At 73.5% G+C, this 21,479-nt stretch carries 14 protein-coding genes; 2 read left to right on the forward strand and 12 right to left on the reverse strand.

What is annotated here, in order from left to right; translation table 11 throughout:
- Positions 1–53: 53 nt before the first annotated feature.
- Positions 54–3,239, forward strand: a complete 3,186-nt coding sequence (locus tag BJ969_RS30675) for a TNT domain-containing protein (RefSeq protein WP_184482950.1) — start codon at positions 54–56, stop codon at positions 3,237–3,239.
- A 483-nt stretch (positions 3,240–3,722) separates the two neighbouring features.
- On the opposite strand, the gene BJ969_RS25135 is transcribed toward BJ969_RS30675, so the two are convergent.
- The 3 genes from BJ969_RS25135 to BJ969_RS25145 form a co-directional block, all read right to left on the reverse strand.
- Positions 3,723–4,322, reverse strand: coding sequence for a pentapeptide repeat-containing protein (locus tag BJ969_RS25135; RefSeq protein ID WP_184482953.1), 600 nt, complete (start codon positions 4,320–4,322; stop codon positions 3,723–3,725).
- 108 nt (positions 4,323–4,430) lie between these two features.
- Complete coding sequence (locus tag BJ969_RS30680) at positions 4,431–4,562, reverse strand: hypothetical protein (RefSeq protein WP_281398368.1); 132 nt, start codon at positions 4,560–4,562, stop codon at positions 4,431–4,433.
- 187 nt (positions 4,563–4,749) lie between these two features.
- Entirely contained in the window at positions 4,750–5,211 is a 462-nt protein-coding gene (locus tag BJ969_RS25145; RefSeq protein WP_243791745.1) for a universal stress protein, read from the reverse strand.
- Between the two features lie 58 nt (positions 5,212–5,269).
- On the opposite strand from BJ969_RS25145, the gene BJ969_RS25150 reads away from it, so the two are divergent.
- Positions 5,270–6,568 (forward strand): ArgE/DapE family deacylase, encoded by a 1,299-nt coding sequence (locus BJ969_RS25150; protein WP_343071590.1) that lies wholly within the window; start codon positions 5,270–5,272, stop codon positions 6,566–6,568.
- A 277-nt stretch (positions 6,569–6,845) separates the two neighbouring features.
- On the opposite strand, the gene BJ969_RS25155 is transcribed toward BJ969_RS25150, so the two are convergent.
- The 9 genes from BJ969_RS25155 to sucC form a co-directional block, all read right to left on the reverse strand.
- Positions 6,846–10,148: an error-prone DNA polymerase gene (locus BJ969_RS25155; protein WP_184482965.1), complete on the reverse strand. Its 3,303-nt coding sequence runs from the start codon at positions 10,146–10,148 to the stop codon at positions 6,846–6,848.
- Positions 10,145–12,037, reverse strand: coding sequence for a DNA polymerase Y family protein (locus tag BJ969_RS25160; RefSeq protein ID WP_184485770.1), 1,893 nt, complete (start codon positions 12,035–12,037; stop codon positions 10,145–10,147). The genes BJ969_RS25155 and BJ969_RS25160 overlap by 4 nt, the downstream gene beginning before the upstream one ends.
- Before the next feature lie 88 nt (positions 12,038–12,125).
- Positions 12,126–12,992: a hypothetical protein gene (locus BJ969_RS25165; protein WP_246457096.1), complete on the reverse strand. Its 867-nt coding sequence runs from the start codon at positions 12,990–12,992 to the stop codon at positions 12,126–12,128.
- 897 nt (positions 12,993–13,889) lie between these two features.
- Complete coding sequence (gene purH, locus BJ969_RS25170; RefSeq protein WP_184482968.1) at positions 13,890–15,455, reverse strand: bifunctional phosphoribosylaminoimidazolecarboxamide formyltransferase/IMP cyclohydrolase; 1,566 nt, start codon at positions 15,453–15,455, stop codon at positions 13,890–13,892.
- Positions 15,452–16,045 (reverse strand): phosphoribosylglycinamide formyltransferase, encoded by a 594-nt coding sequence (gene purN / locus BJ969_RS25175; RefSeq protein WP_343071728.1) that lies wholly within the window; start codon positions 16,043–16,045, stop codon positions 15,452–15,454. The genes purH and purN overlap by 4 nt, the downstream gene beginning before the upstream one ends.
- Before the next feature lie 226 nt (positions 16,046–16,271).
- A complete protein-coding gene (locus BJ969_RS25180) occupies positions 16,272–17,837 on the reverse strand; it encodes a cell division protein PerM (protein WP_184482971.1) in 1,566 nt (521 codons plus the stop codon).
- A gap of 173 nt (positions 17,838–18,010) precedes the next feature.
- Positions 18,011–18,955, reverse strand: a complete 945-nt coding sequence (locus tag BJ969_RS25185) for a DUF5336 domain-containing protein (RefSeq protein WP_184482974.1) — start codon at positions 18,953–18,955, stop codon at positions 18,011–18,013.
- 368 nt (positions 18,956–19,323) lie between these two features.
- On the reverse strand, positions 19,324–20,208 hold the full coding sequence (gene sucD / locus BJ969_RS25190) for a succinate--CoA ligase subunit alpha (protein ID WP_184482977.1): 885 nt from the start codon (positions 20,206–20,208) through the stop codon (positions 19,324–19,326).
- A 3-nt stretch (positions 20,209–20,211) separates the two neighbouring features.
- On the reverse strand, positions 20,212–21,381 hold the full coding sequence (gene sucC, locus BJ969_RS25195; RefSeq protein WP_184482980.1) for an ADP-forming succinate--CoA ligase subunit beta: 1,170 nt from the start codon (positions 21,379–21,381) through the stop codon (positions 20,212–20,214).
- Positions 21,382–21,479 lie beyond the last annotated feature (98 nt).

The following is a 21,479-nucleotide window of genomic DNA, read 5'->3' on the forward strand; positions in this document are numbered from 1 at the left end:
GTTTTCGCGGGGTGGGGTCGGTGTGCCTGGATGAGAGGGGGAGGATGTCACCCATGTCGCGTCCGACAGCGATCAGTCCGGAAGAGCAGGAACAGATAGCCCGCAGGATCGGCGTCCTGCTGTTGCAGGCCGCACCTGAGGACTGGCAGCAGATCACGGTCGAGTACCGCGCCACGGGCGAGTACCAGGATCTGCTCGGGGAGGTCGCCGCCCAGGACGGGGGCACCGAACCGTGGGAGCCGCCCGAAGAACTATGGGCGATCTTCGAGCACCTCCGCGAGGGCATGTACCGGCCCGATGTGGGTACCTGGCTCAGCGCGCTCTACGTGGTGGAGCGGCCGTCGAGCTACCGCATCGACATCAACTTCGACGCCGAGCCGCAGTGGCAGCGCCCGCTGCCGCGCGCCGCGTACGTCGACGAGCTGCGCCGCTACCCGCGCACCGACGACAACGTGCCGGACTGGATGCGGGGGAAGCTGGACGCCGCGACCGCCCCGGCGGACCCGGCCGGTCCCGGACCGGCCCAGCAGCAGGCGCCCGCCCCCCAGGCGCCGGCCGCGCAGGCTCCGGTCGCACCGCAGCCGACGGGACAGGTGCCCGCCGCCCAGGAACGCCCCGCCCCGGAACAGGCCGGGCCCGAGCTGCCGGTGCGGGAACCGTCCCGTCCCGAGCAGCACGCCCCGGAGCAGGCTCCCGCGTTCGGCGCCGCCGCCGAGCAGGCCCGCCCCGAGCCGCCCGAAACGTCCACTTCGGACGAACCGGGCGCCGGGTTCCGCACGGCGCTGGTGTTCGACGACTTCGACGAGCAGGGGCGCCCGCTGGTGGCGACCCGCGCGCCGGTGCACCAGGACGAGGTCGGCGCGCTGCGCCACTACCTGGAGAACGCGCCGATCGTGCTCGCCTCGCGCGACAACGACGACGACCTGCTCGACCCGAACGCGCCCGCATCGGTGCCCTCCACCTGGCACACCGACGGCGTGTGGGTGTGGCCGGGCGCGGTCCCGTACTACCTGGTGCAGTACGGCGTGCCGCCGCAGCCGGAGCTCGTCGAGCACGTCCGCTCCCGCCGGTTCGCCCTCGCCGAGGTCGACGACCGCACTCGGGACGCGGCCGTGCGCGAGCTGTTCGACCAGCCGGACTTCGACCAGGCCGACGCGACCGGCCAAGCCGGCTACGACGACCAGGCCACCGGCGAGACGCCGCGCGTGGAGGAGGACTTCGCGGTGCGGCTGCCCGCGCCCGCCCAGGCGCGCGAGGACTCCCCGGCCGAGTCGTGGCAGGACGCCCCCGCCGACGCGAACGCGTTCGCGGCTCCCCGCCCCGACACCGGCTTCGCGGCGAGCACTCCGCTGCTCACCCACCGCGACGAGCTCTCCGAGCAGGCCCCGGCCGAGGCGGACCTGCCGCTGCTCACCCACGATTCGGAGCCGCTGATCGACCACGACGCGGAACGCGTCGAGCAGGCTCCGGCCGGGCTGGACCTGGGCGACGCGGACGAGGAACCCGGGTCGCGCCACGGCGTCGACGCCGACGAGGACCTCGACGAGACGCAGGCGATCCTGGCGCGGCTGCACGACCGGCTCACCGAGCTGGGCGTCGACGGCCACGAGTACCGCATCGGCAGCCACTCCGCCGACGCGCGCTGCCTGCTGCGCGACGAACCCGGCTGGGTCGTCACCGCGGGCGAGGACGACCTGCACGGCGACCTGCACTTCGAGCACGCCGATCAGGCGGCGGCGTTCCTGCTCGGCAGCCTGCTGCTGTCCAGCACGGCGCCGCTGCCCGCCGCCGAGGACCAGCGGCGGCGTTCGCTGCCGGAGGCCGCGGTGGACGCGCCGGAGGTTCCGGAACCGTCCGCGCCCGAGCCCGACGTGGCCCGCGCCGCGGAGCCGGAAGCCGAGGCCCCCGCCGCCGTCGGCGGTGCCGCGCTGGTCTCCGGTGCCGCCGCGGGATTCGCCGCCTCGTCCGACGAGCGCAGCGGTTCCGGCGGGTCCGGCGGGTTCGCCGCGTTCGGCAGCACGCCCGAATCCCCTGCCGACGGCCTCTTCAAGGACCACCGGGAGGAGCCGGACGACGCCGCGGCCAAGCCCGCCGAGTTCGAGACCGCGGGTGCCGAGTCCGGCCCGGCGGAGGACCGCTCGGCAGGCGCTCAGCGCGAAGCGGCGAACGCCGAACCGGACGCGGGGGCCGAGGCCCAGCGCGCCCCGATCGGTGACCTGCCTCGCCGCGGCAGCACCCCGCCCGAGCCGGCGCAGCGCCAGCCCGAGGCGGGCACCGGCGGGCACTTCCTGTTCACCGCGAACCAGGGACCGGCCGAGGCGGAATCCGCCGACGGCGGCGACTTCCAGACCGCCGCCGCTCCCGACGCGGAGGCGACCCGGTTCCAGCCGCTGCCGACGGTGCAGCCCGGCTCGAACGTCAACGGCGCCGCCCCCAACGGCGCGGCCTCCAACGGCGCGGCGCCGAACGGTTTCGCCCCGACCCCGCAGGGCCCCGGTCAAGGCCAGGCGCCGCAGGGTCCGGGCGGACCGCAGGGCCCCGGCCCGCAGCAAGGCCCCGGTGGCCAGCAGGCACCGGCGAACCAGCCGTTGCCGCAGCGCGGCGGTCCGCGCCCCGAGCAGGACCCGGCCGGACGCCCGCCCGCGGGCGGCCCCGGACCGCAGGGCCCGCACGGCGGCCCGGGTGCCGCTCCGACCGGGGGCGCCGAGCGCCGTCCCGGCCCGCCCGGACCCGGCATGGCCGGTCCGCCGCGGCAGGGACCGGGCCCGCAGGGACCGCAGGGCGAGCCGCAGGGCCGCCCCGGCGGGCCGATCAAGCGCCCGCCGCAGAACGGCCCGGGTGAGCAGCAGCAGCAGCCGCACCCCCAGCAACAGCAGCAGCCGGCCGGGAACATCCAGCCGCTGCGCGGCGAACCGCCGTTGACGCTGTACCGGGACCGGCGGACCCTCGTGCTGCAGCCCGGCACCGAGCTGGACCGCTTCGGCGACCCGGCGGGCAACGTCACCTACGCCGCGCACACGCCGTACAGCCAGCGTTCGCTGCCGCCGCAGTGGTCCACCCGCCAGTACGCGGCGTTCCGCGTGCAGCGGCCGGTGCAGGCGCTGCGCGGCACGGCGGTCCCGTGGTTCGAGCAGCCCGGCGGCGGCACCGCCTACGTGCTGCCCGGTTCGGTGAACGACCTCCTCGCCGACGGCACCTTGCAGGAGATCAACGACGCCCAGCGCCCACCGAACGAATAACCCAGCAGCACAACGAGAACCGGCACCGCCTTGGGGCGATGCCGGTTCTTTCTTGCCTTAAAACCCCAGCGCCGTAAGGACAAAACGAGCAAGCCCGCCGCACCCCGGCCAACCCGCGCAGCGTGCGCCGAGGCCCCACCTGCCCACAACCGAAAGCCGTGCCCTAGCGGCGAAAGCCGTGCCTCAGGCGGGCGAAGCCGTGCAGTGGGCGGCGAAGCCACGCAGTGGGCGGGCGAAGCCACGCTTGCTTTGCGGCGTAGCCGTGCCTGTGGGCGGGCGAAGCCACGCCTGCTTTGCGGCGTAGCCGTGCCTGTATGTGCGAAGCACATAGCCCACGTCAAAAAGGTGACAACCCGCGGGTTCTCAGCCGGTCTCTCGCGAGGACAGCTTTTTCCCTCGTGGCGGAGCCACTAGGGAAAAAGATCCCGCAGCGAGAGACCGGCTGAGGTTCCGCCACCCGACCCCCAAAGCAAAACGACCGGCTCACTCCACGCGAAGCCCCATCGACGTGGCGAAGGCTAGGGCTGTTTGCATGTCTACTCGTGCTCCGGTGAGGGAGCTCTGCGCTAGGCCGTCCGCGTCGATGCGGGCTCCGCGCAGGTCGGCGTCGTCGAGCTTCGTGCCGAGCAGCCGCGCGCCGACCAGGTCCGCGTCCCGGAGGTCGCAGCGGCGCAGGTCGGCTTCGCTGAGGTTGGCCTCCCGGAACCGGATGCCGCGCAGGTCGACCTTGCGCAGGTCGGCGCGGCCCATCCCGGCCAGCGTCAGGTCCGTCTCGCGCAGCACCCACTGCCGCAATCTGCAGTCCACGAACGACGATCCGAGCAGGCTGCACCCGTCGAAGCTGGAATCGCGCAGCACCGCGCGGGTGAACCGGCACGATCGGAAGGCGGTCGCCCGATGCCGCGACTCGGCGAAATCGGTGCGGGTGAAGGTGCATTCGGTGAACACGCAGTTGCGCGTGCGCAACGCGCCGAGGTCGGCGTCGGTGAAATCGCACTGCTCGAATTCCCGGCCGTCCCATTCCGCACCGGTCAGGACCGCGTCGGTGAAATCCTCGCCGATGGTGCGTTGCGCCTCTGCCATGCGCCCAGCTTCGCAGAGCGCGCTCGGAACCGGACCGGTCACCCGTGGTCGTCGCAGTGCGCTGGGGGTGCTCCGAGCGGTGCAGCGGGGTGCGCGGATGAGAATTGATCAGATCGGCGGTTGCAATCCCGGCAACCGGCCCGCTCCGCCGCAATGGGGGCAGCTGCGCCACTCGCCCATCGACATGCCCGTCTCGGTCTCCCGCGTGGCTTGGATGACGTACAGGCGCGGTTCACTCACTTTGCGGAACCCCGCGCAGCTAAAGCACACGGTGTTCGGCCCTTGCTCGAATCCAGGCCCGTCCTCGCTCATGCCGACATCTTCACACGGACGGCCGATCCGTGAGACCGGATCAAGATCGCCCGCATTCGAGTCCACCATTCGGCGGAGCGGAAGAAAGATTAATCCGGCCGAGAATGAATGGCGGTTACGGAACGACCACCACGGGACGCACCGCTTCCACGACGAGCGTCGCGGGAACGGTGCCGAGGAGTCCGCCGCGCCGCCGGGACCGGCCCACGACGATCAGGTCGGCCCGGTACTGCTCGGCGACCTGCTCCAGGCCCACCGCCGGATCACCGCGGTGGTGCACGAAGTCCCAGTCGATGTCGATGTAGCGCAGGTGCGCCACGACCTCCTTCTTCAACTCCTCGACGAGGCTTTCGGCGGCTTCGCTGGCCACCGCGACCCCCATCGGGGACCAGTAGGCCACCCCGCCCACCGCCTCGACGTACACCAGGACCAGGCGCGCGCGTTCGCGACGGGCCAGTCCGGCCGCCCACGCGGCGGCGTGGAAGCTCGCGGGGCTGCCGTCCATTCCGACGACGATGCCGCCCAGCCCGTCTTTCCCGATTTCGAACTCACGCTCGGTCTTGTCGCCTTCGGCCACGCCGGAATGGTAGTAGCAGGCCCGCCACGTCCCGACGACCATGCGCCACACTCGGGGCGTGACGACCTATCGCAGCAGCTTCGAGCACGGCGAATCCGCGCACTCCGAGGTCGAGCGCCGGGCGCTGGACGCGGTCGACCTCGACGGAATCCTCCAGGACCTGCGGGAACTCGTCGCCATCCCCAGCGTCGGCGGCACCACCGGCGAGCAGGACGCGCAGCAGTGGTGCGCCGACCGGCTCCGCGGCCTCGGGCACCGGGTGGACCACTGGCGGATCGATCTCGACGAGCTCACCGCGCAGCCCGGCTTCCCCGGTCAGGAAGCGCAGCGGGACGCGGCCTACGGGTGCGTCGGCGTCGCGGGCGACGGTGATCCGGCGCTGGTGTTCTGCGGGCACACCGACGTCGTGCCGCCCGGCGACCTGGATCGCTGGCCCGATCGCGACCCGTACGCGCTGCGCGTGCGCGACGGCATCGCCGCCGGGCGCGGTACCTGCGACATGAAGGGCGGCATCGCGGCGTTCCTCGGCGCGCTGCAAGCGCTGCGCACGGCGGGGATCTCGCTGCGGCGGCCCGTCGGGGTGCACGCGGTGGTCGGCGAGGAGGACGGCGGGCTCGGCGCGTTCGCGACCTTGCGGCGCGGGCACCGGGCCGCGGCGTGCGTGCTCGCCGAACCCAGCGGGGGCACCATCGTCGCCGCCAACGGCGGATCGCTCACGTTCCGGCTGGAGATCAGCGGTCAGAGCACGCACGGCTCCACCCGGCTGCGCGGGGTGAACGCCGTCGACGGGCTGGCCGGGCTGCTGCCCGCGCTGCGGGAGCTGGAGGCGCGGCGCAACGCCGACCCGGACCCGCTCGTCGCGCACCTGGAACTGCCGTACCCGCTGTCGGTGGGTGTGGTCCGGGCCGGGGACTGGGCCAGCACGGTGCCCGACCTCGCCGTCGCCGAGGGCCGGTACGGGGTGCGGCTGGACGAGGACCTCGCGCAGGCGAAGGAGGAGTTCACCACCGCCATCGCGCGGGCCTGCGCCGACGACCCGTGGTTCGCGGAGCACCCGGTGCGGGTGAGCTGGCCCGGCGGCGTGTTCGCCAGCGGGCGGCTACCGAAGGGGCATCCGCTGCTGGAGGAGACCCGCGGCGCGGTGCTCGACGCCGGTGGCGCCGAGCCCGCGGTGCTGGGCGCCCCGTACGGCACCGACCTCCGGCAGTACGCCGCGGCCGGCGTCCCGACGCTGCAGTTCGGCCCCGGCGACATCGGCTACGCCCACGCCCACGACGAGCAGGTCTCCGTGGCCGAGCTGGAGCAGGTGGCGCGCACCTACGTCCTGCTCGCCCTCCGCCGCTGCGGCACGACCTGACCCCGCCCCGAAAGCACCACCCCTGTGTACAACTCCACGATCAAGGCCCCCGAAACACCCCCGCCCACCCGGCCACACCTTGTTCAACCACCCGCAATTTCGCGAGAATTTGCGAGGCAGCACCGACCGGCTCACCCGGAACTTCCACCCGAAACCGCAGATCAGTGGGCTATTGAGTGATCTTCGGCGGCGGTGGGGCGTTTCAATTTCTCGCGAAATTGCTGGAGTTGTCCACAGGGGCGTGAGGTGTCCACAGGGCGTGGGGTCACGGGCGGGGTCAGCAGAAGTCTCGGGAGGTGGAGGGGACTCGCATGTCGAGGCGCTGGAGGCGGTCGGCTCGGAGGTTCACGACGCCCTCGGTGCGCTCCACCGTCCCGCGGACCAGCAGCGCGGCACTGCCGCGGGCCACCGAGCGGTAGCGCGCCCACAGCCCCGGCGAGCACACCACGTTGATCATCCCGGTCTCGTCCTCCATGTTCAGGAAGGTGATGCCGCCCGCCGTGGCCGGGCGCTGCCGGTGCGTCACCGCACCCCCGACCAGCACCCGGCTCCCGTGCTCCACATCGGACAGACCGGCGGCCGGGACCGCCCCCAGCTCGTCCAGCCGGGAACGCAGGAACTGCACCGGGAAGCTGTCCGGGGACACCCCCGTCGCCCACACGTCCGCGGCCGCCAGCTCCACCCCGTCCATGCCGGGCAGCACCGGAGCCGCCGCCGTCACCGTCGTGCCCGGCAACCGGTCCGGACGGTCCCCGGCGGCGGCCGCCGCGTTCCACAACGCCTCCCTGCGGGACAAGCCGAAGCAGCCGAACGCCCCCGCCGTGGCCAGCGCCTCCATCTGCGGCGCCGTCAACGACACCCGCCGCGCCACGTCCACCAGATCCGCGAACGGGCCGTGCTCGGCGCGCTCGGCCACCAGCCGCTCCGCGACGCCCTCGCCGACGGTGCGCACCGACGCCAACCCCAGCCGCACCGCCTTCCCACCGTCCGACTCCGGGTCCGCCTCCAGGTCGGCCCGCACCCGGCTCGCGTTCACGTCCGGCCCGAACACCCGGACCCCGTGCCTGCGCGCGTCCGCGGCCAGCGACTGCGGCGAGTAGAACCCCATCGGCTGCGCCTTGAGCAACGCCGAGCAGAACGCCGCCGGGTAGTAGCGCTTGAACCAGGCGCTGGCGAACACGAGCAGCGCGAAGCTCAACGCGTGGCTCTCCGGGAAGCCGTAGTTGGCGAACGCCAGCAGCCGCGCGTACACCCGCTCCCCCAGCTCCTCGCCGATGCCGTTGGCCGCCATCCCCTCGAACAACCGGTCCCGCAGCCGCCGCATCCGCTCCCCGGAGCGCTTCGCGCCCATCGCCCGGCGCAGCTCGTCGGCCTCCGCCGCGGAGAAGCCCGCGACGTCCACCGCCAGCTGCATCAGCTGCTCCTGGAACAGCGGGACGCCCAAGGTCTTCGCCAGCGCGCCCTCCATCAGCGGGTGCTCGTACTCCCACTCCTCCAGGCCGTTGCGGCGGCGGATGTAGGGGTGCACCGAGCCGCCCTGGATCGGACCGGGGCGGATCAGCGCCACCTCCACCACCAGGTCGTAGAACTCCCGCGGCTTCAACCTCGGCAACGTCGCCAGCTGGGCCCGGCTCTCCACCTGGAACACGCCGATCGCGTCGGCGCGGCGCAGCATCTCGTACACCGCGTCGTCGGCCAGGTCCAGCTCACCCAGGTCGACGCGGCGGCCGTGGTGCTCGGCGACCAGGTCGATCGCGTAGTGCAGCGCCGAGAGCATGCCCAGGCCCAGCAGGTCGAACTTCACCAGGCCCGCCGCGGCGCAGTCGTCCTTGTCCCACTGCAGCACCGTGCGGCCCGGCATCCGCGCCCACTCCACCGGGCACACCTCGCTCACCGGCTGGTGGCAGAGCACCATGCCGCCGGAGTGGATGCCCAGGTGCCGGGGGAACCCGATGAGCGCGTTCGCCAGCTCCGTCACCTGGCTCGGGATCTCGTCGTCCGGGGGCAGCTCGTGCCAGCTCTCCACCTGCTTGCTCCACGCGTCCTGCTGCCCCGGCGAATGCCCCAGCGCCCGCGCCACGTCGCGCACCGCCGACTTCGGCCGGTACGAGATCACGTTCGCCACCTGCGCGGCGTGCGTGCGGCCGTGCTTGCGGTAGACGTACTGGATCACCTCTTCGCGGCGGTCCGACTCGATGTCCAGGTCGATGTCCGGCGGGCCGTCCCGCTCCGGCGCCAGGAACCGCTCGAACAGCAGCTCGTAGCGCACCGGGTCCGCGTTGGTGATCCGCAGCGCGAAGCACACCGCCGAGTTCGCCGCCGAACCCCGGCCCTGGCACAAGATGTCCTGCTCCTGGCAGAACCGCACGATGTCCTGCACCACCAGGAAATAACCGGGGAAGTCCAGCTGTTCGATCACCGCCAGCTCGTGCTCCAGCTGCCGGTAGGCGGCCGGGCTCCGCTGCGGCGGGCCGTAGCGGTCCAGCGCTCCCCGCATCGTCAGCTCCCGCAGGTGCCCCGCCTCGGTGCGCCCCGGCGGGACGTCGAACGGCGGCAGCCGCGGCGCCACCAGGCGCAGGTCGAACGCGCACTCCCGGCCCAGTTCCGCGGCGGCGGCCACCACGCCCGGGTAGCGGGCGAACCGGCGCTCCATCTCCGCCCCGGAACGCAGGTGCGCCGCCGCCGACGGCGGCAGCCAGCCGTCCATCGCGTCCAGGCTGCTGCGCGCGCGGATCGCCGCCAGCACCGACGCGACCCGCTCCCGGCTGGGGGTGGCCAGGTGCGCCGCCGTGGACGCCACCGCCCGCAGGTCGTGGCGCCGCGCCAGCTCGTACAGCGCGTCGTTGCGCACCGAATCCTCCGGAGCTCCGTGATCGGTCAGCTCCACCGCCACGTTGTCCGCGCCGAACAGCGCCACCAACCGGTCCAGTTCCGCCGACGCCGCCGACATCCCGCCGGACTCCCACGCCGAGCGCACCGCGCCCTTGCGGCAGCCGGTCAGCACCAGCCAGTGGCCCGCGGCCTCCGCGGCGAGTTCCGCCAAGTCGTACTGCGGCCGGCCCTTCTCCTGCCCGCGCAGCTGCGCGGTGCTGATCGCCCGGCACAACCGGCCGTAGCCCGCCGGGTCGCGGGCCAGCACCAGCAGGTGCCGGTCCGGCGGGTCCGGTTCCCCGGTGCGCCCGCTCGCCCGCCCGCCCGCCGGGCCGAGGCTCAGCTCGGAGCCGAACAGGGTGCGCATGCCGTGTTCGGCGGCGGCCTCCGCGAAGCGCACCACCCCGTACATGCCGTCGTGGTCGGTCAGCGCCACCGATTCCAGCCCGAGCCGGGCCGCTTCGGCGACCAGTTCCTCCGGGTAGCTCGCGCCGTCGAGGAAGCTGAAGTGCGAGTGCGCGTGCAGTTCGGCGTACGGCACCGCCGCGACGGCGGGTTCACCGCCGCCCGCGTAGGGCGCGCGGGCCCGGGTCCAGGCCGGGCTGTCCCCGCCGTCGCCGGGGAAGGACTCGTCGCGTGGCAGGGTTCCCTTGCCGGACAACGCCTTTTCCAGTTCCGACCAGGACTGCGGCGGATTGAACCAGCTCACCTGTACACCCCTTGCACCCACCACTCGTCGTTCTCGTGCACCAGCAGCAGGGCTACTTCGCCCTGCTCATCGGGATCTCCGCCCGCCGCGGCCTGCGGCCCGCCGGTGGCCCCGGAGCCAGGCGAGTTCGCATCGAACTCCGCCCCGGACCCGTCGTCCGGGCGCGAGGAGCGGCCGCCCCGGTCGTGCGCACCAGGTCCGGCCGGTTCCGCGTGCCGGTGCCCGCGTCCGGGCGACGGCCGCTGCGGGGCCCGACCGCTCGGCAGGTTCCGGACCGGCGCGACGGTGCCCGGCTCCGCGCGGCCGGTCTCCCCGGCCGGGGCCAGCACGACCTGCATCCGCGCCACCGTTCCCGGCGAGACACCTGCCCCCGCCACCTCCGGCCCGGCACCCGAGGCGGACGCCGCCGGACCCGCCGCGTCCGGGGCGCCGCGAGGCGGGTCCCACCAGCGCTCCCGCAGCGGCCACGGCCCGGCCCAGCCGACCACCGTCCGCGCGCGTCCCCGCACCAGCACCCGGTGCGGCGGTGCGGTCAGCTCCAGCCGGGAGGTGATCCGCACCGGCTCTCCCGCCGCGTCCAGGACCGTCGCGGGCCACGGCGACTCGGGCAGCACCGACGGCGACGGCGCCGGAATCCGCCCCGGCCACGGCCGATCCGGTTCCCGCTGCGGGCGACGCTCCGCGCCCCACGGCACCAGCGTCACCCGATCCCGCGCGTCCCGGCCGCCGGACGGGATTCCCACCAGCACCTGGTCCGGGCCGAGCAGACCTTGCACGCGCACGAACGCCCTGCCCGCACGAGCATCGGCTGCGCCGGTGGCCGAGCGCATCAGGTCCAGCTGGAGCCCGCCCGCGCCCACGACCTCCTCCGGGCACAGCTCCAGCACCGCCACCCCTGAGGTGGGGCGGGGTTCCCGCGAGCGGGCGCTGAGCCAGCCGTCGAGCTGCCAGCGCACCCGGTCCACGGTGTCGGCCGGGGTCAGCGGCTCCGCGCACCGCCACACCCGGTGCAGCTGTTCGCCGTTCTCGGTCCGCGCCGAGATGCCCAGCCGCGTGCAGGCGAGACCGCGCTCGCCCAGCAGCAGGTGCAGCCGTTCCGCCAGCGACTTCGCGGCGAACGCGGCGGCGTCCACCCGGTCCACCGGTGGATCCAGCCGCTCGGTGACCGCCAGCTCCGGCGGCGGGCGCCGCCGATCCGGCGGGCGTTCTTCCTCGCCGCGCGCGGCGCGCTGAGCCAGCAGCGCATCGGCGCCGAAGCGGGTCGCGACGTCACCGGGCACCAGCGCGGCGAACTCGCCGAGCGTGCGGATGCCCAAGCGGCGCAGCAGATCCACCAGTTCCGCCCGGTCCGTCGTGAGCCGCTGCGCGGGCTGGTCGATCTCGGCGATGTCGAGCGGGGCGAGGAACTCCCGGCTCCCGCCCGGTGCCACCAGCACTCCGCGCCGAGCCGCGAGCACTCCGGCGAACAGCCCGTCGGCCGCTCCCACCTGGCATTCCACCCCGGCTCGCGCGGCGACCTGGTCGACCAGCCGTTCCGCGGCGGCGTCCTCCGACCCGAAGTACCGCGCCGGCCCGCGTGCCGGGACCGCCACCAGCCCCGGGCGCACGATCTCCACGCCGGGCGTGAGCTGCTCCACCGCCGCCACGACCGGCTCGAACAGCCGCGCGTCCCGCGCGGGGTCGTGCTCGGACACCGCGAGCTCCGGGCACCGCCCCTGCGCTTCCCGGCGCCGCATCCCGCGCCGCACTCCGGCGTCCCGCGCCGTCGCCGAACAGGCCAACACCCGGTTCGCGCTGAACACCGCGGCGGGTGCCAGCGGGCCGAGCCCGTCGGCCAGCGCCGCGGCGACCACCGGCCAATCCGGGCACCACACGAGGAACCGCCGCACCGCGCGACCGGGCCGCGCATCCGGCTCCACCGCGCCCGGATCGGCGAAGCCCTCCACTGCCCGGCCGGGAGAGGAACGGCCCGCGACGTCATCCGGCACGGTCGCCACCCGCCACCGAACGCAGCGCCCCGCGTCCTCGGTCGGTCCGCGCGGAGCCGCCCGGCATTCCCGGGACCACCCAGCCGTCCGAAGCGTCCGGACCGCTTCCGCCCTCCGCGCCTCGACCGGCCAGGCCGTCCTGCCCGTCGCCCGGAATCCGGACCGGCGGCTCACCGACCTCCGCGTCCGGCACCGGCGACGCCACCGGTCCACCTCGGCCCGGCAAGAGCAACCGGCACGAACGCGGCCGGGAAGCCGCGCCTCGACCGCTCGCCCCCACCGTGATCTCCCGCTCCCGCAGGTGACCATGGCCCTGCCCGAGGCCGTGCCAGCGCGCCTGCGTGCAGCGCAACCGCACTTCGGCCCCCGGCCAGGAACCGAACGGCAGCAGCACCGCGCCACGGTGCCGAGCCCGCGTGGACAACCGGCGGGCATCGGCCTCGGTCACCAGCCCCGGTCGACCGACCACCACCAGGTCCACCCCGTCGAGCAAGGCGGAGATCACCGCGACCGGGTCGTCGCCCGGTCGCGGGACCAAGGCCAGCCGGGACAGCTCCACCCCGGCCTCGGCCGCCGCGGCCAGCCCGAGACCGGGCAGCCCGACCACGGCCGCCCAAGATCCCGCCGCCGTCGCCTCGGACAGCAAGGCGAACAGCAGCGAAGTCGATTCGTGCACCGCCACCGTGCTGCCACGGCGCAGGCCTGGCCATGGCAGCACGGCGGCGAATTCCGCCCGCGTGGGCAGCACCCGTCCCGCAACGGGATCGCCGCCCACCTCTGCGGCCGAGGAGGCCACGGACACCCCGTGAGCCGTGGCCACCCCGTCCAACGCCACCAAGGGCGTACTCGCGGACATCCGCTGTCTCCCCACCTCGTTCGCAGGGATGCCCGACCCCTTCTCGGGCATCCACGTCCGCTGTGGGGAGACAGCGGAGAGGTCGTGTCGTCTGCACCCGAACGACACCACCCCGTGGAGCAACCGCCCCCCGACGGCGATCGCTCCAGAGTTCTTCCAGTTCTTCCAGTCCTTCCGGCGGCCCCTCGCTCGCGGACCACCGCTGTTGCCGTTGCACCCCTTCCTCGACATCACCCGTTGACGATCACCCGTCGTTCCCGCACGCCCCCGCGACGCGGGGGAACCTCCGGATTCCAGCGGGCCGAGAACCCCGCGTCCCGGACCACCCAGGCCGTTCCCGGCCTTTTCCAGAGATCGAACTTGCGTTCGATTGACCTAAGTAAACCCTGGCCACAGCGCCGCCGTCAAGGCGTTCACACCAAAGAGCGAACACAAGTTCGATAACCGCAGGTCGACGTCGCACCGCCCCGTCCAAGCCCCCCGGCCTCGCCCCGGACGGACCCATCCTGCACCCGAACACCGACAATCCCGCCCACGGCGAAGCCCCGCCCGGACGTCCCCGGCGCACGAAAAAGGGGCGGCACGGGATTCCCGTGCCGCCCCTCCCCGGAGCCCTTCTTCTCACCGCTTCCAATCAGCGGCGAAGCCGTGCCTGGCGGCCGAAGGCCGTGCCTTGGGCGGCGAAGCCCGCCTGCCTTGCGGCCGAAGGCCGTGCCTGTATTCGCGCAGCGAATAGCCCACGTCGAAAAGCCCTCACCCGCGGGTTCTCAGCTTCCTTCTCGCGAGGACAGCTTTTTCCCTCGTGGCGGAGCCACTTGGGAAAAAGATCCCGCAGCGAGAAGGACGCTGAGGTTCCGCCACCCGACCACAGAGCAAAACGAGCCGTGAAACCCCAGCTCAGTGCGCGAAGTGTCGGGTGCCTGTCAGGTACAACGGCACGCCCGCCGCCTCGCACGCCTCGATGGTCTCGTTGTCCCGCACCGAACCGCCGGGCTGCACGATGGCCCGCACGCCCGCCTCGATCAGCGCCTGCGGCCCGTCGCCGAACGGGAAGAACGCGTCGGAGGCGACCACCGAACCGCGGGCCCGCTCACCGGCCCGGGCCACCGCCAGCCGCGCCGAGTCGACCCGGTTGACCTGGCCCATGCCGACACCGACCGTGGCGCCGTCATCGGCCAGCAGGATCGCGTTCGACTTCACCGCGCGGCACGCGCGCCAGGCGAAGCTCAGGTCGGCCAGCGTCGCCTCGTCCGCCGCGGACCCCGCCGCCAGCGTCCAGTTCGCCGGGTCGTCGCCCTCGGCGTCGATCGCGTCGGACTGCTGCGCCAGCACCCCGCCGGAGATGGCCCGCATCTCGATCCGGCCCGACCGCGGCGGCTGCGCGGTCAGCACGCGCACGTTCTTCTTCCGCGTCAGCACGTCGACGGCGCCGTCGGCGTACCCGGGAGCGACGACGACCTCGGTGAACACCTCCGCGATCTGCTCCGCCATCGGCACCGTCACCTCGCGGTTCGCCGCGATCACGCCGCCGAACGCGCTCACCGGGTCGCACTCGTGCGCCTTGCGGTGCGCGTCGGCGATGTCGTCGGCGACGGCGATGCCGCACGGGTTCGCGTGCTTGATGATCGCCACGCAGGGCTGCGCGTGGTCGTGCGCGGAGCGCCACGCGGCGTCCGCGTCCACGTAGTTGTTGTACGACATCTCCTTGCCGTGCAGCTGGGCCGCCGCGGCCAGGCCCGTCGCCTCGCCGCCGGAGACGTAGAGCGCGGCGGCCTGGTGCGGGTTCTCGCCGTAGCGCAGCGCCGAACGCCGCTCCCACGTCTCGCCCAGCCAGCCGGGGAACGCCGAGTCGTCGCCCGTCGGCACCCGGCTCATCCACCCGGCCACGGCCACGTCGTAGGACGCCGTGTGGCGGAAGGCCTCCGCGGCCAGCTCCACCCGCTCGGGCAGGGTGAAGCCGCCCGCGCGCACCTGCTCCAGCAGCCACTCGTACTTGCTCGGGTCGACGACCACGGCGACGTTGCCGTGGTTCTTCGCCGAGGCGCGCACCATCGCGGGGCCGCCGATGTCGATCTGCTCGATCACCTCGTCCGGGCCCGCGCCGGAGGCGACGGTCCGCACGAACGGGTACAGGTTCACCACGAGCAGGTCGAACGCCGGGATGTCCAGTTCCGCCAGCTGCTCGGCGTGCTCCGGGCGCCGGAGGTCGGCGAGCAGGCCCGCGTGCACCCGCGGATGCAGCGTCTTGACCCGGCCGTCCAACGCCTCCGGGAACCCGGTGAGCTCCTCGACGGGGGTCACCGGCACTCCGGCGTCGGCGAGGGCGCGCGCGGTGCCGCCCGTGGAGACGATCTCCACGCCGGCCGCGTGCAGCCCGGTGGCCAGGTCCAGCAGGCCGGACTTGTCGGACACGCCGATCAACGCCCGGCGCACCGGCCGCCGTTCCTGCGAGTTCTGGGTCACGGGATTTCCACCTTCCGTCCCTGCACGGTCCAGCCGTGCCGCGCGAGCTGTTCCAGGGTCTCGACCAGCAGCCGCCGCTCGACCGCCTTGATGCGTTCGTGCAGGCTCGCCTCGTCATCGCCGGGCAGTACCGGCACGGCCTCCTGCGCCAGGATCGGGCCGGTGTCCACGCCCGCGTCGACCACGAACAGCGTGCAGCCGGTGACGCGCACCCCGTAGTCCAGGGCGTCGCGCACCCCGTGCATACCGGGGAACGCGGGCAGCAGCGCCGGGTGGCTGTTGAGGTAGCGACCGCCGAAGCGGGCCAGGAAGCGCTCACCGGCGAGCTTCATGAAGCCCGCGGACACGACCAGGTCCGGTTCGTAGGCGGCGCACGCCTCGGTCAGCGCCTCGTCCCAGTCCTGCCTGGAGGCGTGGTCGGCGACGCGGCGCACGAACGTCGGGATCCCGGCGCGCTCGGCTCGGGCGAGGCCTTCGATGCCGGGCCGGTCCGCGCCGACCGCCACGATCCGCACCGGGTGCCCGGCTTGCGCGGTGGCGTCCAGCATGGCTTGCAGCAGGGTTCCGGAACCGGAGACCAGCACGAGCACGCGGGCGGGTTCGGCGGGGCGGAACCGCGTCGGCCCCTGCGCGGCCGGATCCGGCCCGGAGGCGCCGGGGGCAGGGTCCGGATGTGCTGCGGAGGCCGCGTTCGATGCGGGGGTGCTCAGCTCTGACTCCTGACAGTGCCTGGTCACGATCTCACCGAGCAGCGTAGGCGGCGGGCCCGTCCCGGACTCGGCCAGGTCCGGCGCGAGTGGCCCAGCCCTCACCGGCTCAGCGGTCGTCGGCCCGGGGTTCGGCGCCGGAGGACGGCGCGCCCGGCTCGGGCTCCGCGTCGTGGTCGTCGCCGGGCCGCTCGTCGACGGCGGGCCCCTCGTCGGCGTAGAGGTCCCCGGACCAGGACACCACCGGTTCGGCGGCGTCGGCCTGCTGGGCGCGCAGGACCAGGTCGGCCCATTCCGCCTCGTCGACGTCGAACTCGTCGGCTTCGAGGTCCACTTCTTCCAGTTCGGGAGCGTCCTGGTCCTCGTCGGCGTCGTTCTCGGCGTCGTCCTCGTCTGAGTCGTCCGCCGTTTCGGAGTCGTCCGCCGCGTCGTCCGCCACCTCGTCGACGACCTCGTCCGCCACGTCGGGCTCCGGCGGCGCCTCCGCGTCAGACTCCGCCGCGGGGGACGCCGGATCGGCCGGGAACAACCACATCGCGGGCAGCGCGGGGACCAGCACCCAGCCGAAGGTGACCAGCGCCGAGAGCACCGGATGCAGCGAGATCGGGTCGAATCCACCGCCACCGGCGCTGCCACCGGTCGCGGCGGCGACCACCAGCACGCCGCTCGCCGCGACCAGCGCGGCGAGCGCGACCGACGCCGACCGGTGCGCGCCGCCGAGGTCGCGACCGCAGCGCACGCCCACGAACACGCCCGCGGCGACCGGCAGCAGCACGACCGCGGACCACCACCACGCCGCGTCCCCCGGCGGGAGCGCCACCAGCAGCGGGAACTCCGGAACCGGACCGGGCGACGTGCCGTAGAAGCGCACGGCCAGCTCGCCGACGCCGATCCCCGGCCCGGCCGCGAACGACCACCCGGCCACCATCGCGTTGGGCAGGTACAGCAACGACAGCAGCAGCATCCCGAACACGTCCCCCGCCGAGTCCGCCCTGCTCAGCAAGTCCCCGACGCGCGGCGCGGACAGGAACAGCGCGATCACCGCCACCAGCGCGCCGGCGCCCAGCAGGCACGCCCAGGCCAGCAGGCCACCGCGGAGCCCGGCGCTGATCGTCGGACCCGCGAGCCGCCGCAGGGCGGCGAGCAGCTCGCCGTACCGGCAGGCCCCGGCCGCCGAAGCGGCGGCGGCGATCAGTCCGCAGCGCAGGAACGCCCCCGGCACCGACGCGTCGACGACTCCGCCGAGCAGCGCGGCCAGCGCCGCCCCCAGCACCGCGTGCGTGAAGCCGACCACGCCGATCACCCGGACCGCGTCGCGGGCACCGCTGAGCTCGTAGCGGCGCAGGAAGGCGGCGGTGATCGCGGCGATCAGCAGGCCGAGCGCGATGGTCGGCAGGAACGGCAGCACCGACAGCGGCGCGCCGAGGATCAGCAGCGGCACCTGGTGGGCGGCGAGCCACCCCGGCACCGCGGCGGCCAGCAGGGCCGGCAGCGCGACGTCCGCACCGCGGGCGGTGCCGGTGGCGAGCGCGAGCAGCGTCGCGGCCAGCAGGTAGCCGATCAGGGTCGTGGTGACCACGACCAAGCCGAGGCGCCGCGCCCCGATCCGGTCGCGGTGCTCCTCGTCGGGCTCGGGCACCAGGTCCGGATCGGGCAGCGATTCGATCAGCGGCATGCGGCCGAATCTCGCACCCGGCTCCGCGCGCACCGCCCATGACTCGCCGCAGCGTCCGCCCATCGGGCGACGTCGATCACGCTGCGTCCAGGCCGGTTCCGGAACGCGCGAAGGGCGCCGCCGCGAATGCGGTCGGCGCCCTTCGGCTCGCGGACCCGGTCCGCGCGATCGAACTAGTGCGAGGAACCCGGGTACGGCATCTGCCGCGTGCCCTCGGGCCCGTCGGGGACCTGCGACTGCGGGCCGGAGGCCGGGCCGGGGTCACCGGTGGCCGAGCCGCCCGCGGGGCTCTCCGGGCCCTGCGGACCGGGGCCACCCGGACCGCCCGGAGCACCGGGACCGCCGTAGCCGCCCGGCGCGCCCGGTCCGCCGTAACCGCCCTGCGGGCCCGGACCACCGGGGCCGCCCTGACCGGGGTGCCCGGGACCGCCCTGCGGTCCGGGACCGCCGGGGTGTCCGCCGGGCGGCGGCTGGCCGGGGCCGCCCTGCGGCCCGCCGTAACCGGGCTGACCGCCCGGCGGCGGTCCCCACTGCTGCTGGGGCTGGCCGGGCTGCTGCCCGAACGGCGGCTGGCCGCCGGGGCCGCCCGGACCGGGCTGGCCGGGGCCGCCGAGCGGCGGGAACGGACCGGTGTTCGGGCCTTGCTGGCGTCCGCGCGGCTCGGGCTTCTTGCCGCCGCCGACCGCGACGACCTCGGCCTCGGCGAGCACCAGCACGACGACGGCGACGGCCTGCACGAGGGCCAGGACCAGCTGCACGATCACGACGGCGCCTGCGAGTCCGCCGACCACGGCCTGCAGCAGCGCCAGCACGCCGTAGACCGCGAGCGGGGTGGCGGCGACCAGGGTGTTCGGGGACTTCGGCAGCTTCCGCATCCCCATCAGCACGGCGGTCGCGATGATCGCGAGACCGGCGGTTCCGGTGATGAGCCCGGCGGCGGCCGGGTCGAAGAAGCCGAGGACGTACGCGACGATCCCGGCGCCCGCGGCCACGAGGGGCAGGACGGACTTGATGTCGGTGCCGCCCGCGTCACCGGGCTGCGGCGTCTCCGCACGAGGAGGCCCTGCGTGCGGAGGTGCCTGCTGGTGGGGCGGGGGCGCACCGTAGGGCGTGGACATGATTGAGAGGACTCCTCCTCGCCGAGGGTCAGGAGAACGCAAGTGTCACTTGGAAGAGTGACACTCGAAACGGTATCGGACTGTGATTCAGCCGCCGAACGGGTACGACGATCCGCGGTCGTCCGCCCGAATCGCTCGGCCGAACCGCGCCCCGGCGCGTTCACCCCGGTCACCACCCGCGCGGAGCCCGCAGGGGACCGGCCGAGACGTGGCCCATCGCGGCGGCGGGCGCTCCCGGTTGGCAACTGTGGAGAAGTTCACCGCCGCGGCCCGGAACACGACCGGCCCCATGACCTCGGACGACGGGCCGGAACGACCGGGGCCGGGCACCCGAATAAGGTGCCCGGCCCCGGTCGTGAAGCGGAAAGTCAGCCCTTGACGATCTCGCGCATGAGGTTCGCGGTCTCGCTGGGGGTCTTGCCGACCTTGACGCCGGCGGCCTCCAGAGCTTCCTTCTTCGCCGCCGCGGTACCCGACGAACCGGACACGATGGCGCCCGCGTGGCCCATCGTCTTGCCCTCCGGCGCGGTGAACCCGGCGACGTAGCCCACCACGGGCTTGGTGATGTTGGCCTTGATGTAGTCCGCGGCGCGCTCCTCGGCGTCGCCACCGATCTCGCCGATCATCACGATCGCCTCGGTCTCCGGGTCGTCCTGGAACGCCTGGAGCGCATCGATGTGCGTGGTGCCGATGATCGGGTCACCGCCGATGCCGACCGCGGTGGAGAAACCGATGTCGCGCAGCTCGTACATCATCTGGTACGTCAGCGTGCCCGACTTCGACACCAGGCCGATCTTGCCGGGGCCGGTGATGTCCGCCGGGATGATGCCCGCGTTGGACTTGCCGGGCGAGATCACGCCGGGGCAGTTCGGCCCGACGATGCGGGTCTTGTTGCCGGTGGCGTTCGCGTGCGCCCAGAAGTACGCCGAGTCGTGCACCGGGATGCCCTCGGTGATGACCACGGCGAGCGGGATCTCGGCGTCGATGGCCTCGACGACCGCGTCCTTGGCGAACTTCGGCGGCACGAACAGCACCGACACGTCGGCGCCGGTCTCCTTCATCGCCTCGGCGACGGTGCCGAAGACCTTGAGCTGCTTGCCCTCGATCTCGACGGTCTGCCCGGCCTTGCGGGCGTTGACGCCACCGACGATGTTCGTGCCCGACTTCAGCATCCGCGCGGTGTGCTTGGTGCCCTCGGACCCGGTGATGCCCTGGACGATGACCTTGCTGTCGTCATTGAGGAAGATGGCCATGGGTCACGCCCCCGCAGCAGCAAGTTCGGCGGCCTTGTCGGCCGCGCCGTCCATCGTGTCGACCAAGGTGACCAGCGGGTGGTTCGCCTCGGCCAGGATGCGCCGGCCTTCCTCGACGTTGTTGCCGTCGAGGCGGACGACCAGCGGCTTGGTCGCGTCGTCGCCCAGGATCTTCAGCGCCTGCACGATGCCGTTGGCGACGGCGTCGCACGCGGTGATCCCGCCGAAGACGTTGACGAACACCGACTTCACGTCGCTGTCGCCGAGGATCACGTCCAGTCCGGCCGCCATGACCTCGGCGGACGCGCCGCCGCCGATGTCCAGGAAGTTCGCCGGCTTGACGTTGTTGTGCGCCTCGCCCGCGTAGGCCACCACGTCCAGCGTGGACATGACCAGACCGGCACCGTTGCCGATGATGCCGACCTCGCCGTCCAGCTTGACGTAGTTGAGGTCCTTGGCCTTGGCCTTCGCCTCCAGCGGGTCCTCCGCCTCGGCGTCGACCAGACCGGCCTGCTGCGGCTGCCGGAACGAAGCGTTCTCGTCCAGCGTGACCTTGCCGTCCAACGCGATGATCTTGCCCTGCGGGTCCTTGACCAGCGGGTTGATCTCGACGAGCGTGGCGTCCTCCGAAACGAAGGTCTCCCACAGCTTGACGATCACGTCGACGACCTGGTCGGCGACCTCGGCCGGGAACTTCGCGGCGTCGACGATCTCGCGGGCCTTGGCGGCGTCCACGCCCTGGATCGGGTCGATCGCGATGCGCGCCAGAGCCTCGGGCTTGGTCGCGGCGACTTCCTCGATCTCCATCCCACCCTCGACCGAGGCCATCGCCAGGAAGTTCCTGTTGGCGCGGTCGAGCAGGAAGGAGAAGTAGTACTCGTCGGCGATGTCGGAGGCGGTCGTGATCAGCACACGACGCGTCACGTGGCCCTTGATGTCCAAGCCGAGGATCGCCTCGGCCTTGGTCTGGGCCTCGTCCGGCGTCTCGGCCAGCTTCACGCCGCCGGCCTTGCCGCGGCCCCCGGTTTTCACCTGGGCCTTGACCACCACGGGCCCGCCGAGTTCATCGGCGGCTGCCTTGGCCTCTTCGGGGGTTACGGCCACGGAACCGGGCAGCGTCGGCACTCCGTGGGAAGCGAAGAGTTCCTTCGCCTGGTACTCGTACAGGTCCACTCGACTCTCCTGCGACGTCGGTGTCGGACTCGGCGACGATAGCGACCTGCGAGGACCGCCGGTGCGCCGCACCCGGTGAACTGGCTCACCTCATTGGC

Origin of the sequence: Saccharopolyspora gloriosae (genome assembly GCF_014203325.1) — a bacterium.
GTDB classification, from domain to species: Bacteria; Actinomycetota; Actinomycetes; order Mycobacteriales; family Pseudonocardiaceae; genus Saccharopolyspora_C; species Saccharopolyspora_C gloriosae.

Excerpts from the sequence above, each read along its gene's own strand:
- BJ969_RS30675 (WP_184482950.1), top strand. The coding sequence starts at position 54 with ATGTCGCGTCCGACAGCGATCAGTCCGGAAGAGCAGGAACAGATAGCC.
- BJ969_RS25135 (WP_184482953.1), bottom strand. The coding sequence starts at position 4,322 with ATGGCAGAGGCGCAACGCACCATCGGCGAGGATTTCACCGACGCGGTC.
- BJ969_RS25165 (WP_246457096.1), bottom strand. The coding sequence starts at position 12,992 with ATGTCCGCGAGTACGCCCTTGGTGGCGTTGGACGGGGTGGCCACGGCT.
- BJ969_RS25180 (WP_184482971.1), bottom strand. The coding sequence starts at position 17,837 with ATGCCGCTGATCGAATCGCTGCCCGATCCGGACCTGGTGCCCGAGCCC.
- BJ969_RS25185 (WP_184482974.1), bottom strand. The coding sequence starts at position 18,955 with ATGTCCACGCCCTACGGTGCGCCCCCGCCCCACCAGCAGGCACCTCCG.
- sucD (WP_184482977.1), bottom strand. The coding sequence starts at position 20,208 with ATGGCCATCTTCCTCAATGACGACAGCAAGGTCATCGTCCAGGGCATC.